Annotated in this window: 11 protein-coding genes; 5 read left to right on the top strand and 6 right to left on the bottom strand. The window is 71.9% G+C overall.

Going from position 1 to position 13,669, the window contains the following annotated elements; all coding sequences use genetic code 11:
• Positions 1 to 163: 163 nt before the first annotated feature.
• The 3 genes from DEO23_RS04830 to DEO23_RS04820 are packed head-to-tail and all read left to right on the top strand — an operon-like array spanning position 164 to position 3,483.
• Positions 164 to 1,591 carry an ABC transporter substrate-binding protein gene (locus tag DEO23_RS04830; protein ID WP_109274907.1) on the top strand — a complete coding sequence of 476 codons (1,428 nt, stop codon included), beginning with the start codon at positions 164 to 166 and terminating at the stop codon, positions 1,589 to 1,591.
• A 6-nt stretch (positions 1,592 to 1,597) separates the two neighbouring features.
• The gene (locus DEO23_RS04825; RefSeq protein WP_109274906.1) at positions 1,598 to 2,566 is read left to right on the top strand and encodes a carbohydrate ABC transporter permease; all 969 of its coding nucleotides are present in this window, start codon (positions 1,598 to 1,600) and stop codon (positions 2,564 to 2,566) included.
• Positions 2,563 to 3,483, top strand: a complete 921-nt coding sequence (locus DEO23_RS04820) for a carbohydrate ABC transporter permease (protein WP_109274905.1) — start codon at positions 2,563 to 2,565, stop codon at positions 3,481 to 3,483. The genes DEO23_RS04825 and DEO23_RS04820 overlap by 4 nt, the downstream gene beginning before the upstream one ends.
• 85 nt (positions 3,484 to 3,568) lie before the next feature.
• On the opposite strand, the gene DEO23_RS04815 is transcribed toward DEO23_RS04820, so the two are convergent.
• From DEO23_RS04815 to DEO23_RS04805, 3 genes are all read right to left on the bottom strand, one after another.
• Positions 3,569 to 4,108 carry a type 1 glutamine amidotransferase domain-containing protein gene (locus DEO23_RS04815; RefSeq protein WP_109274904.1) on the bottom strand — a complete coding sequence of 180 codons (540 nt, stop codon included), beginning with the start codon at positions 4,106 to 4,108 and terminating at the stop codon, positions 3,569 to 3,571.
• 97 nt (positions 4,109 to 4,205) lie between these two features.
• Entirely contained in the window at positions 4,206 to 6,521 is a 2,316-nt protein-coding gene (locus DEO23_RS04810; protein ID WP_109274903.1) for a heavy metal translocating P-type ATPase, read from the bottom strand.
• A gap of 66 nt (positions 6,522 to 6,587) precedes the next feature.
• Positions 6,588 to 6,800, bottom strand: a complete 213-nt coding sequence (locus tag DEO23_RS04805) for a heavy-metal-associated domain-containing protein (RefSeq protein ID WP_109274902.1) — start codon at positions 6,798 to 6,800, stop codon at positions 6,588 to 6,590.
• 244 nt (positions 6,801 to 7,044) lie between these two features.
• Here DEO23_RS04805 and DEO23_RS04800 point away from each other — a divergent pair, with 244 nt between their 5' ends.
• A complete protein-coding gene (locus tag DEO23_RS04800) occupies positions 7,045 to 8,139 on the top strand; it encodes a LacI family DNA-binding transcriptional regulator (protein WP_109274901.1) in 1,095 nt (364 codons plus the stop codon).
• 84 nt (positions 8,140 to 8,223) lie between these two features.
• On the opposite strand, the gene DEO23_RS04795 is transcribed toward DEO23_RS04800, so the two are convergent.
• The 3 genes from DEO23_RS04795 to DEO23_RS04785 all read right to left on the bottom strand — a co-directional run bounded on the left by DEO23_RS04795 (position 8,224) and on the right by DEO23_RS04785 (position 11,022).
• Positions 8,224 to 8,895, bottom strand: coding sequence for a metal-dependent transcriptional regulator (locus tag DEO23_RS04795; protein WP_109274900.1), 672 nt, complete (start codon positions 8,893 to 8,895; stop codon positions 8,224 to 8,226).
• An 82-nt stretch (positions 8,896 to 8,977) separates the two neighbouring features.
• The gene (locus tag DEO23_RS04790) at positions 8,978 to 10,270 is read right to left on the bottom strand and encodes an Nramp family divalent metal transporter (protein WP_109274899.1); all 1,293 of its coding nucleotides are present in this window, start codon (positions 10,268 to 10,270) and stop codon (positions 8,978 to 8,980) included.
• Positions 10,271 to 10,356: 86 nt separating this feature from the next.
• On the bottom strand, positions 10,357 to 11,022 hold the full coding sequence (locus tag DEO23_RS04785; protein WP_109274898.1) for a DedA family protein: 666 nt from the start codon (positions 11,020 to 11,022) through the stop codon (positions 10,357 to 10,359).
• 215 nt (positions 11,023 to 11,237) lie between these two features.
• Between DEO23_RS04785 and DEO23_RS04780 the strand changes: the two genes are divergently transcribed.
• Entirely contained in the window at positions 11,238 to 13,661 is a 2,424-nt protein-coding gene (locus DEO23_RS04780) for a family 78 glycoside hydrolase catalytic domain (RefSeq protein WP_133249836.1), read from the top strand.
• Positions 13,662 to 13,669: the final 8 nt, after the last annotated feature.

The following is a 13,669-nucleotide window of genomic DNA, read 5'->3' as shown; positions in this document are numbered from 1 at the left end:
CGCGCAGCCCGGTCCGGGCTGTTGCTCCGGGAAGCGTATATGACTAGGCTCACGCATCAGATGAGCGCCGCCGTGCATCAGATGTTCGTCGCCCCCGGCGAGCGGAGCGTAGAGCGCGCGATCCGTCGACAGAGCCGCCGACACCGCCCGAAGGGGACATCCCATGACGCATCGCCGATCTCTCCCCTCCTCCCACCTGCCCGTCACGCTGCCGCCCGCCGGCCGTGAGCGACCGACGCGACGCTCTGTCCTGGGGGCCGGGGCCCTGGGCGCCGCCGGCGCCGGTGCCTCCGCCCTCGGGCTGGCGGGCTGCGGCTCGGGCAGCAGCGGAGGCAGGCAGTCGATCGTGGTCGCGATCGTCTCGAACCCGCAGATGCAGGACGCGATCGGCCTGGTCGACCGCTTCCACGCCGACCACCCCGACGTCGATGTGCGCTTCGTGTCCCTGCCGGAGAACGAGGCGCGCGCGAAGATCACGGCGTCCGTCGCCTCCGGCGGCGGCGAGTTCGACGTCGTGATGATCTCCAACTACGAGACCCCGCAGTGGGCCGCCAACGGCTGGCTCGCCGACCTGCAGCCCTACATCGACAAGACCTCCGGGTACGCGCCTGAGGACTTCATCCCCACCATCCGGGACTCCCTCACCTACGAGAAGTCCATGTACTCGGTGCCGTTCTACGGCGAGAGCTCCTTCGTGGTCTACCGCAAGGATCTGTTCGAGAAGGCCGGGCTGACGATGCCGGGCTCCCCCACCTGGGACGAGATCCGCTCCTTCGCCAAGGCCCTCCACGATCCGGATGCCGGCACGGCCGGCATCGCCCTGCGCGGCCTGGCGGGCTGGGGCGAGAACCTCGCCCCGATGGACACCGTGATCAACACGTTCGGCGGGTGCTGGTTCGACATGGACTGGGCGCCCCGTCTGGACTCCGACGAGGTCCGCGAGGCCGTCTCCATGTACGTCGACACGGTGCGCAGCTGGGGACAGCCGGGAGCCGCGACGTCCGGCTTCGGCGAGTGCCTGACACAGTTCGCCCAGGGCAACGCCGCCATGTGGTACGACGCGTCCTCCTTGGTCTCCGGGGTCGAGAGCCCCGACTCCTCGACGGTGGTCGGCAAGACCGGCTACGCGCTCGCCCCCACGCAGGAGACGCCCCACGCGGGCTGGCTCTACGCCTGGGCGCTGGCGATCCCCGAGACCTCCGAGAAGAAGCAGGCCGCCTGGGACTTCATCGCCTGGATGACCCACCCGGACTACTTCCAGCTGGTCGGCGAGGACGTCGGCTGGGAGGCGCTGCCACCGGGATCACGCGCTTCCACGTACGAGATCCCCGAGTACAAGGAGCTCGCCGAGCACTACGCGAAGCCGACGCTCGACTCGATGGGCAACGCCACCCAGGAGAAGGCCATGTCCCAGGAGGTGCCCTACCCCGGCCTGCAGTTCGTGGGCATCCCCGAGTTCCAGGACCTCGGCACACGGGTGGGCCAGCAGTTCTCCGCCGCCATCGCCGGCGGACAGAGCGTCGACGACGCCCTGCGCCAGGCGCAGACCTTCGCCTCCTCCGTCGCCCGCACCTATGGATGGGAGGGCTGAGCCGTGATGAGCGCAGCCGCCACAGCCCCGACCCACCGCACCGCACGAGGCCGACGCCCTGCCGACCCGCAGGGCAGTGACCACGCGGCCCAGCACTCGCGCGCCGAGGGGTGGCGACGCCGCCTGCCCCTGATGCCCGCCTTCGTCTTCGTGGTGGTGTGCACCCAGATCCCGTTCCTGCTGACCATCTGGTACTCCCTGCGTTCCCGGAACCTGCTGCGCCCCGAGGGCGAGGAGTTCGTGGGCCTCCAGAACTTCATCGACATTTTCCGCGACTCCACGTTCCGCGGGGCCGCCCTGAACTCGATCCTCATCACGCTGGCCTGCGTCCTGATCGCCCTGCTGCTGGGACTCGGCCTCGCCCTGCTGCTGGACCGGAGGTTCCTGGGCCGCGGGGTGGTGCGCACTCTTCTCATCACACCGTTCCTGATCATGCCGGTCGCCGGCGCCATGCTCTGGTCGATCTCGATGTTCGACCCCACCTACGGCCTGGTGAACTGGCTGATCGGCCTGGTCGGGGCCGATCCGGTGGACTGGACCAGCCAGCTGCCTGTGCTCTCGATCGTGGTGGCCCTGGTATGGCAGTGGACCCCGTTCATGATGCTCCTGCTGCTGGCAGGACTGCAGTCGCAGACCGGCGACGTGCTCGAGGCGGCGTCGATGGACGGCGCCTCCCCCTGGCAGACGTTCCGCCTGATCACGCTTCCCCACCTGCGCTTCTACATCGAGCTGTCGGTGTTGCTGGGAGCGATCTACGTGGTCAACACCTTCGACCAGATCTATCTGATGACGGCGGGAGGGCCCGGCACCGCGAGCGCCAACCTCCCCTTCTACATCTACCAGCGCGCGTTCCTGGGCTTCGACATCGGCCAGTCGGCGGCGATGGGCGTGGTCACCGTCGTCGCCACCATCATCATCTCCACGCTCGCCCTGCGGCTGATCTTCCGCAGCATCAACGCCAAGGAGCAGTCATGAGCACGCTCACCGACGCCGCCTCCCCCGGTCCGTCGTCCCGGCCCGCCCCGGACGGTGCGGGGGCGGGAACCCAGGGCTCACCGGCGGTCCGGCCCAAGCGCGCCCGCGGGACCACTACCGGACGCCTGCTGGGCATCCTGGCCTGGATCGTCGGGCTGATCTTCTTCGCCCCGATCGCCTGGATGGTGCTCACCAGCTTCAAGCAGGAGTCCCAGGCGGCCGCGAGCCCGCCCACGTTCCTGTTCACCCCGACCCTCGACCAGTACCGCGCCGTCCTCGCCTCGGGCGCCGGCAGCTACCTGCTGAATTCGGTGATCGCGACCGCCTGCTCCACGCTGCTGGTCCTTGTGCTGGCGATCCCGGCGGCCTACGCGCTCAGCATCCGACCGGTGAAGAAGACCCAGGACGTGCTGTTCTTCTTCATCTCCACGAAGATGCTGCCGGTGGTCGCGGTGATCATGCCGATCTACGTGATCGCCGGTCAGCTGCGCATGCTCGACAACCTGATCACGCTGATCGTGCTGTACACGGCGATGAACCTGCCGATCGCGGTGTGGATGATGCGCTCGTTCTTCCTCGAGGTCCCCGGCGAGGTCCTCGAGGCCGCGTCGATCGACGGCGCCTCGCTGATGCGCACGATGCGCACCGTGCTGCTGCCGATGGTCGCGCCCGGCGTGGCCGCGACAGCGCTGATCTGCGTGATCTTCGCGTGGAACGAGTTCTTCTTCGCCCTGAACCTCACCGCCGCGAACGCCGCGACCGTGCCGATCTACCTGATGAGCACGATGACCTCGGAGGGGTCGTTCCTCGCACGGCTCTCCGCCGCCTCGGTGCTGGCGTCGCTACCGGTGGTCCTCGCCGGATGGATCGCCCAGAAGCAGCTGGTGCGCGGCCTGTCGATGGGCGCCGTGAAGTGAGCGGCCACCCGAGCTGACCGGCGCACTCCCGGCGTGACCGGGCGTGCGCCGGGCCGCCGGGCCCCGGGTGCAGGGCCCCGGGCGCTCAGCCGGCGAGGCGGGAGATGATCTCCTCGTTGAAGGCCTCGAGGTCGCCCGGGTTGCGGCTGGTGGTGATGCCGCGATCGGTGACCACCTGCTCGTCGACCCAGTCCGCGCCGGCGTTCTTGAGGTCGGTGACCAGCGCGGTGAAGCTGGTCATCCGCAGTCCGTCGACCAGTCCGGCCTCGATCAGCAGCCACGGGGCGTGGCAGATCGCTGCGATCGGCTTCTCGGCCGCGGCGAAAGCCTTCACCAGGTCGACGGCGTCGGAGTCGATGCGCAGGGAGTCGGCGTTCAGCGTGCCGCCGGGGAGGACGAGAGCGTCGTAGTCCTCGGCCTTCGCGCCGGCGATGGGCGCGTCGACGGGGAACTCCTGCCCGCGGTCCCAGTCGCCCTTCAGCGCCACGACGCTCGATTCCTCGGCGGAGAGCAGGACGGTGGTCGCGCCCGCCTCCCGCAGCGCCCGGAGAGGCTCGGCGAGCTCGGGCTCCTCCACGCCGCGGTTCGCGATCAGCGCGATGGTGCGTCCACTGAGGTCAGCCATGATGCTTCTCCTTCGACGGGTACGAGCACCCTGGGGTGCTCTCGATGTCGTTCGTCCCTCCACACTAGACCCCACGCCGATGCGTGGAGAAGGGTGCTCAACGCCCGCTCCCGCTCTCCCGGAAGGTCCGCAGACGCAGGCTGCTGAGCACCACGAACACACTGGAGAAGGCCATCGTGGCGCCCGCGAGCATCGGGTTCAGCAGCCCCAGGGCGGCGAGCGGGATCGCCGCGACGTTGTAGGCGAAGGCCCAGAAGAGGTTGCCGCGGATCGTGCGCAGGGTGCGGCGTGCGAGGCGTACGGCGTCGGCCGCGGAGCGCAGGTCCCCGCGCACCAGGGTGATGTCGGCGGCCTGGATGGCCGCGTCGGTGCCGCTCCCCATCGCGATCCCCAGGTCGGCCCGGGCGAGCGCCGCCGCATCGTTGACGCCGTCGCCCACCATCGCGACTCTCCGGCCCTCGTACTGCAGGCGGCGGACGACGGCGACCTTGTCCTCGGGCATGACACCCGCGATCACCTCGTCGATACCGGCCTGGCTGGCGATGGTCTCGGCCACGCGGCGGCCGTCACCGGTCAGCAGCACGGGGCGCAGGCCCAGCTCCCGCAGTCGGGCGACGGCCTGGGCGCTCGTGGGCCGGATCGCATCGGCGACCGTGAGGACACCGCGCACCGCACCTCCCCAGGCCACGGCGACCGCGGTGCGGCCATCGGCTTCGGCGTCCGCCACGGCGGCGGCGAGCGCCGGCGGGATCTCGAGCGCCGCCGCCTCGCCGACCTCGCGGCCGACGCTGACCTCCACACCGTCCACCAGCCCGCGCACGCCCCGACCGGGCAGGGCCTCGAAGTCGGATGCCTCGGGGAGGTCGCCCACAAGTTCCCCTGCGCCGCGGGCGATGGCCTGGGCGATCGGGTGCTCGGAGGCGTCCTCGACGGCGCCGGCGCGGCGCAGCAGCTCCGTCCCGCTCACACCGTCGGCCACGTGCACGTCGACGAGGCTCATGCGCCCGGTGGTGACGGTGCCGGTCTTGTCGAGGACGACGGTGTCGAGGCCGCCGGTGCTCTCGAGGACCTCGGGGCCTTTGATGAGGATCCCCAGCTGGGCGCCCCGACCGGTGCCGACCAGCAGCGCCGTCGGCGTCGCGAGTCCGAGCGCGCACGGGCAGGCGATGATGAGCACCGCGACCGCCGCGGTGAACGCCGCCTCGGCGCCGTGGCCCGTGAGCAGCCAGGCGATCAGGGTGATCAGGGCGATCGCGAGGACGATCGGGACGAACACCCCGGAGATCCGGTCCGCCAGGCGCTGCACGCCGGCCTTCCCCGATTGCGCGTCCCTGACCAGTCGCGCCATCTGGGCGAGCTGCGTGCCGGCGCCGACGCGCGAGGCCCGCACCACGATCCTCCCGCCCTGGTTCACGGTCGCACCGGTGACGACGTCGCCGGGGACGACCTCCTGCGGCACGGATTCCCCGGTGAGCATCGAAGCGTCCACGGCGCTGCGGCCCGCGACGACCTGCCCGTCGGTCGCGATCTTCTCGCCCGGTCGGACCACGAACCGGTCGCCGACCGCGAGCCGCCCCACCGGAATGCGGGTCTCGACGCCGTCGCGGAGCACGGCGACGTCCTTCGCGCCCAGGTGCAGCAGGGCGCGCAGCGCGGCTCCGGCGCGACGCTTCGAACGCTTCTCGATGTAGCGACCGGCCAGGACGAAGAGGGTCACGCCGGCGGCGACCTCGAGATAGATCGCATCGGCCTCGGTGCTGCGCGCGATGCGCAGCGAGAACTCGTGTCGCATGCCCGCGATCCCGGCGTCGCCCAGGAACAGTGCGTACAGCGACCACAGGAACGCGGCGACGGTGCCGATCGAGATCAGCGTGTCCATGGTGGCGGCGCCGTGGCGGGCGTTCACGGCCGCCGCGCGGTGGAAGGGCCATCCCGACCACAGCACGACCGGGGCGGCCAGGGCGAGGACGAGCCACTGCCAGTACGTGAACTGCAGGGCCGGGATCATGGACAGCAGGATCACCGGGATGCCCAGCACGGCCGCGCCGAGCAGCCGCCCGCGCAGGTCGACCAGCTCCGGATCCGCGGCGACCGCCGAGGAGCCGTCGTCCGCGTCGTCGTCCCCCGCACCGCGCTCGACTCCGTCCTCCGGGTCGGGATCGGGCGGCAGCGTCGCGGTGTACCCGGCCTTCGCGACCTCCCCGATCAGGGTCTGCGCATCCATCGCCGCCGGGGCGCTCACGTGAGCCGCCTCGGTCGCGAAGTTGACGCTCGCCCGCACGCCGTCGAGCCGGTTGAGCTTGCGCTCGATGCGGTTGGCGCAGGAGGCGCAGGTCATCCCGCCGATATCGAGGTCGACGTCGCGCAGGGGCTCCTCTGCTCCCGTGCGCTCGTGCGCATCGGTGACGGACATGCGGACCTCCTCACGGCATGGACGGGAACGGGCCGGACCCGCGTGGGCCGGGCCCGCGCGACGGGATCAGCCGACGGGCTGGGCCGAGTAGCCGGCCTCCTCGACGGCGGCGAGAACGTCCGCCTGATCGAGCGGCGCCCCGCTGGTGACGACCAGGCGCCCGGTCTCGTGGCTGACCTCGACGCCCTCGACGCCGGGGACCTCGCCGACCTCCTCGCGCACCGACATCTCGCAGTGCCCGCAGGTCATCCCGCTCACCTGGAACGTCGTCGTGGTCATCGGTCTCCTCCTGGATCCGTGGGGGCGGGCCGGGGTGCGGTCCGCCGGAGCACCTCGAACGTATACCCCTAGGGGGTATGTGTGCAAGAGGATCACACCGGCGCGGAGCCCGTCGACCGGGCTCCGCGGGACGCGCCGCATCGGTGGGCCCCGAGCACCTCCTCACCTCCGGTAATCTGCTCGGACCGGACCATCTCCGTGCTCCTCCCCCGTCCCGTCCCTTCGCTCACCCCGGAGGTCCCCGTTGGCACCCAGGAAGGCACCCACCGTCTACGACGTCGCGTCGAGCGCAGGGGTCTCGATCGCGACCGTGTCACGGGTGCTGCGCAGCCCGGCCAAGGTCTCCGAGAGCACGCGGGATCGCGTGCAGCGGGCGATCGATGCCCTCGGATACGTGCCCAACGCGAGCGCTCGCGGCCTCGCGGGGCGACGCACCGGAGTGCTGGGGCTGCTGCTCCCCGGCCCCGCCGACCCGCTGGCCGCGCACGCGGACCACGCCGCCGGCAGCGAGGTCGGCGTCATCGACGACACCGACGGCTCCTACGCCGACCCCGACCGCAACCGCTACTTCGAGCAGCTGGTGCGCGGCTGTGAGATCAGCGCCTGGAGCGCCGGGTACGCGCTGCTCATCGCCTCCGGCCAGCACCTGGCCCGCACCGTCGTGCTCCACGACCTCGAGGGACGCGTGGACGGGCTGGTCGTCTTCGCGGGCAGTGTTCCCGACGACCTGATCGCCCGATCCGCCCGGCGCCTGCCCCTGGCGGTCGTCGCCGGCCGCGCCGAGGGCGCACCCGACTCGGTGCGCGTGGACGACAGCGGGGGGATGGAGGCACTGACTCGCCACGTCCTCGCGGCCAAACCCCCGGGACCGGTCCTCTACCTCGCCGGCCCGGCGGACTCCGCCGACGCCCGTGATCGCGAGCAGGGCTTCCACGCCGCGATCGCCGATGCGCGGGCCGCCGGGAGGGACGTGGAACGCCATCTGGTCCCCACCGACGGCACGGCCGAGGCCGCGTTGGCGGAGACGCGTCGGATCCTGCGCGAGACCCGGCCGGCCGCGGTGATCGCCGCGGACGACCCGAGCGCGCTGGCTGCGCTCGCCGCTCTGGAGGAGGCCGGGATCTCCGTGCCCGATCAGTGCGTGGTCGCCGGGTTCGGCGGCGTCGAGGAGGCGCGGCTCTCCCGGCCGACGCTGACCACCGTTCGCCAGCCGATGACGGATGTCGGCATCCACGCGGTGCGCACCCTGCAACGACGCCTCGCCGATGCCGACGCCGACCCGGTGGACCTCCGGCTGCCCGTGGACCTGCTGCTGCGGCAGAGCTGCGGCCCGGCCTGAGAACTGCGGCGCGGCCCGAGCACTGCGGCCCGGCCTGAGCGCTGCGGCGCGACCTGAGAGCCGCGGGGCGCGGCGGCCCCGCCCTCAGCCGAGCGGCAGCACGAGCATCCCCTCAGCGAGGTCCCGGCCGACCTCCGAACCAGCAGCTCCGGGCACGCGCACCCGCGTGCGCGCTCCGGCTCCGCTCTCGACGTCGACCTCGACGCCGGGGGTGAGGCCGTGCTCGCGTGCGGCGCGCAGCACTTCGGGGTCGGCGTCGGAGACCACGAGCACCCGGTACCGGCCCGGCCCGGGGACGTCCGCCAGGGTCGTGGCGTCCTCGGGGTGCACCCACCGGTGGTCGGCGTCGGGGATCGGGTCCCCGTGCGGGTCGGCCGCGGGGTGGCCGAGCACGGCGTCGATCCGGGTGATGAACGTGTCCGAGACGGCGTGCTCGAGGCGCTCGGCCTCGTCGTGCACCTCGTCCCATCCGTAGCCGAGAGCCTCGACGAGGTAGGTCTCCAGCAGGCGGTGGCGGCGGACCATCGCGATCGCGCACTGGGCACCGGCGTCGGTGAGCTCGACGGGCTTGTAGGGGACGCGGGTGACGAGGCCCTGGGCGTCGAGACGCTTGAGGGTCTCGGTGACGTTGGCCGCGCTGGTGCCGAAGCGCTGGGCGATGTCCCCGGTCGTCATCGGCTCGGCGCCCCATTCGGTGCGCGACCAGATCACCTTGAGGTAGTCCTGGGCCACGGGACTGAGCTCATCGGGTTTCACCTCGGCATCGTATCGCCGGGGCCGGCCCCGACCGTCGGCCGCCGGCCGAGGGCCGAGGGCCGTCGGCCGTCGGCCCCGTCCGTCAGCCTCCCGCGAGGGAGCTGGGGACGAGCGCGAGGTTCAGCGCGATGATGAGCGCGACGACGATCCAGGCGATCACCGTGACGACCCGCGCATTGGCGAAGCGTCCCATCAGCGCGCGGCGGCTGGTCAGGGCGACCAGTGGGATCAGGGCGAACGGCAGGCACAGGCTGAGCACGACCTGGCTGAGCACGAGGGCCGCGGTGGGCTCGGTACCGAGCGCGAGCACCAGCAGGGCGGGCAGCAGGGTGAGGGCGCGGCTGACCACCAGCGGGATCCTCACGTGCAGCATGCTCTGGAGGATCTCCGCACCGGCGTAGGCGCCGACCGAGGAGGAGGCGAGACCGGAGGCGAGCAGCCCGATCCCGAACAGCACCCCGATCACGGGGCCGGACGCTGCGGCGATGGCGTGCTGAGCGCCCTCGATGGTGTCGGTGCCGGGGATGCCCGGCAGCGCCTCGGCGGCGAGGACGAGCATCGCGATGTTGACGGTGCCGGCGACGCACAGCGACAGGGCGACGTCCCAGCGGGAGGCGCGCACCACCCGGTCCACCGTCACCGGACCGCCGCCGGTTCCGTGACGATCCCGCACCAGCCCGGCGTGCAGGTAGATCGCGTGGGGCATCACGGTGGCGCCGAGCATCGACGCGGCGAGCACGACGGTGCCGGCACCGTCGAAGCGCGGGACGAGCCCCTCGGCCAGCGCGACCGGGTCGGGCGGGGCGACGAAGAGCCCCGCGAGGAACCCGATGGTGATCACGGCCAGCAGGCCGATCACGACGCGCTCGAACGGCCGCTGGCCGTACCGGGACTGGACCGCGAGCAGGCCCATCGAGACCACGCCGACGATGATGCCGCCGACCAGGAGCGGCAGCCCGAACAGGATCCGTAGCGCGATCGCTCCGCCCACGACCTCGGCGACGTCGGTGGCGATCGCCATCGCCTGGGCCTGCAGCCAGAAGAGCAGGCGCGAGCGCCGACCGAGGGATCGACCGAGGTGGTCGGCCAGGGTGCGCCCGGTGACCGCACCGAGCTTGGCCGAGAGGTACTGGACGAGCATCGCCATCGCGTTCGCGACCACCAGGACCCACAGCAGCAGGTATCCGTGCCGCGCGCCCGCCGTGATGTTCGCGGCGATGTTGCCGGGGTCCACGTAGGCGACGGCGGCCACGAAGGCCGGACCGAGAAGACGCAGAGTGCGTCGCGGGCGAGGCGTCCTCTCGCCTCCGGACGCGGAGCCGTTCCGCGAGGGAGGGCCCTCGCGGAAACGTTCGTGGACGATCGGCTCCGCCATGCGATTTAACGTACCTTAAATCGCGCGCGGACGCAGCCATTCGGTGCGGTACCGCAAGGATGTGGAGGGTCCGCCCCCTTCGTGCCTCAGGCGGGCTCGTCGCCCATCGAGTGGCCGTTGCCGTCGCCTCCGCCGTGACGCGCCTTGGCGTGCTTGCGCATCCCCTCGATGAGCATGGGGACCACCGAGACGAACACCAGCGCCAGCACGGCGAGCTCGAGGTTCTCGCGGATCACGGTGACGCCCCCGAGGGCGTAGCCCAGCAGCGTGATCAGCAGGACCCACAGCACCGCACCGATCGCGGACCAGGTGTAGAAGCTCCGGCGGTGCATCCTGCCCACGCCGGCGACGACGGTGATGAACGTGCGCACGACCGGGACGAAGCGTCCCAGCACGAGGGCGCGCCGGCCGTAGCGCTCGAAGAAGTCGATGGTGCGGTCGAAGTAGCGGCGCTTGAGCAGGCGCCCGTCGCGCTCGTAGAGCTTCCCGCCCAGTGCCCGGCCGATCTCGTAGCCGACGACGTTGCCGGCGAACGCGGCGATGCACAGGGTCAGCAGCGACAGCGCGAGCGGCACCGCCAGACCACCGCCGTGGGAGAACATCCCGACGGCGAAGAGCAGCGAGTCGCCCGGCAGGATCGGGAAGAACAGGCCGCACTCGATGAAGACGATCGCGTGGGCCACCCACCAGAACGCTGCACCGAAGCGGTCCAGCAGCTGGGAGGGGTCCATCAGCATGTGGATCAGGTCCATGGGGCTTCTTCCGTGGGCGGGGCGGTGCGCGGGGCGGACGTCCGGGGGTCCGTGCCGACGGCGGACGACGAGCGCACCAGTCCATCTTCGGGCACGAGCCCCTTGTTCTTCGAGGACTCGTGGTGCACGCGTCATGGCCGTGCTGTGGAGATGCTGTGCGCGGGGCCGACCGCTCCTCCCATCCCCGGTCCTCTCCCCCGGCTACGCTCGTCCAGGTGACGACACCGCTGTCCTCGCCCGATCACGCCGAGCACGAGACCGCCGACCCGGACACCGCCATCCCGGGGGCCGCTTACTCGCGCCCACCCCTCCCGCGTCCTCGGATCCCCCTGCCCGAGTCCTGGCGGGCCGACTGGATCACCGCACCCTCTCTCTCACAGGTGCCCGGATCCACGGAGACCTCCGCCCCGCTCTTCCGCCGCGCCTGGGACCTCCCTTCCGCCGCGATGCGCGCCACGCTGCATCTCTCGGGCCTCGGCACCGCTCTGGCCTGGGTGAACGGGTCTCCCGCGAATGATCAGCGCCTCGCGCCGGGGCTCTGCGACTACTCGGTCGCGGCACGGGCGGTCAGCTGGGACGTCAGCCGGCATGTCCTCGGCTCCCGCAGGGTCTCGCTCGCGGTGGAGATGGGGCGTGGCTTCTTCGACCTGCACACCCCCGAGGTGTGGATGTGGTCGACAGCGCCCTGGCGCGCGACCCCGCGGCTCACCGCCGAGCTGCACGTGACCTGCGAGGACGGGTCGACGCAGGTGCTGATGAGCGACGGCTCCTGGCGGTGCGGCACGGGCGGGCTCCGCTTCGACAGCCTCTACGAGGGCGAGACCTGGGACGAGGCGGCCGAGCCCCACGGTTGGAGGGACCCCGACTTCGAGGACGCCGCCTGGCCCAGTGCCGAGGCGGTCACGCCGGATCCGGCTCTCTCGGCCGTGCTCCCCCGTCCGCGAGCGGCCCGCGAGGTCGCGACCTCCTGGCTGCCGCTGCGGGAGGCGATGACCGAGCCGATCCTCGTGCAGGAGAGGATCCGTCCCACCTGGACGGCCCTCGGCGACGGGCGCTTCGTGGGTGACGTGGGCCGGGTGATCGCCGGATGGACGCGGCTGGAGCCCCTCGACGACGTCCGCCGCGAGATCACCGTTATCCACGGCGAGCGCCTCGCGGCCGACGGCTCCGTGATCGCCGAGAACTCCTTCATCCCCACCGGCAGGTTCCAGCGCGACGACGTGGCCCTCGAGGGCAGACCGGTCGAGTCGCACCACGGCTACAAGGGGTTCCGCTATCTCGAGGTGCGGGGCGCACAGCCCGGCACGGACCTCGAGGTGATCGCCCAGGCCGCCTGGGCCGACGTGCCCCTCGTCGGCGGGACCGACAGCTCCGACCCGACGCTCTCGTGGCTCGAACGGGCCTTCGTCGCGACGGTCCGCGCGAACCTCCACTGGGTGCTCACCGACACCCCCACCTACGAGAAGAACGGATGGACCGGCGACGCACAGGTGGCACTCCCCGCCCTGTTGACCCGCTTCGACCTGCGGGCATTCCTCACCAGCTGGCTCGACGACATGCTCGACGCCCAGCGGGCCGACGGCTCCCTGCCGGTGATCGTGCCCTCGGCCGGCTGGGGATACGGCGACGGGCAGTGCGCTCCCGCCCCGGAGTGGACGACGCTGTACCCGGTGCTGGTCGCGGCCCTCGAGGGTGAGTACGGCCTGGACCTCTGGCCGATCCACGGCGAGGCCGTCGAGCGGTACCTGGACTTCGAGCTCGGGCGGCTGGATGCCGACGGGCTGGCCGAGGGGATCCTCGGCGATTACCTCGCGCCGGGAAGGGAAGGCCCGCCCCCGGAGGACATCCGTCTGGAGTCCTCCTTGTTGCTGCGCCGCGCCCTGGTGGTGACGGCCGACAGCGGTCGCAGCGCCCACGCCGATCGCTTCCGCGCCGCCGCCGACTCCCTCGCCGAACAGGCCCTCCGCGTGTTCTTCGACGCCGAGCACTCCACCGTCGCCTCCCGTCCCCTGCGGGGGAGCCGGGCGCCGGCCGATGCGGACCCCGGCTTCCGCCAGGCGCCGCAGATCCTCGCCCTCGATGCGGGCATCGTGCCGCCGGACCACGTCAGCGCCGTGGTGGGCCACCTTGTCGAGGACATCCGTTCCCGGGGCGGTCATCACGATGCCGGATGCCTCGGCATGGCCCGTCTGTGCAGCGTGCTGGTGCGCGCGGGGCGGCCCGACGTCGCCCTCGAGGTCGCGACGAACCCGACGGCGCCCAGCTGGGAGAGCTGGCGGCAGTCGGGTCACCGCACGCTGCTGGAGATGTGGACCGACCCGGTGCGTTCACGCGCCCACTACTTCATGGGCGCCGGCATCGACGTCCTCGCCCGCGATCTCGTCGGCCTGGAGCGCACCTCACCGCACTGGCGGCGGTTCCGGGTCGCACCCACCCTGGTCCCGGGCCTCGCGGACATCAGCGCATCGCACGGCGGGATCCACGCGGGCTGGTCCTGGGCCGACGGCTCCGACGGCACGACCGGCACCGGCGGAGCCGTTCTGCGGGTGAGCGTGCCCGAAGGGTCTATCGCCGACGTCGTCCTCCCGGACGGGCGGGTCGCCGAGGTCGGGCCCGGCGAGCACACCTGGGAGCTCTGAACCGCCTG

This window comes from Brachybacterium endophyticum (assembly GCF_003130585.1).
Lineage (GTDB): Bacteria > Actinomycetota > Actinomycetes > Actinomycetales > Dermabacteraceae > Brachybacterium > Brachybacterium endophyticum.
This window is presented reverse-complemented; position numbering and strand designations above follow the sequence as displayed.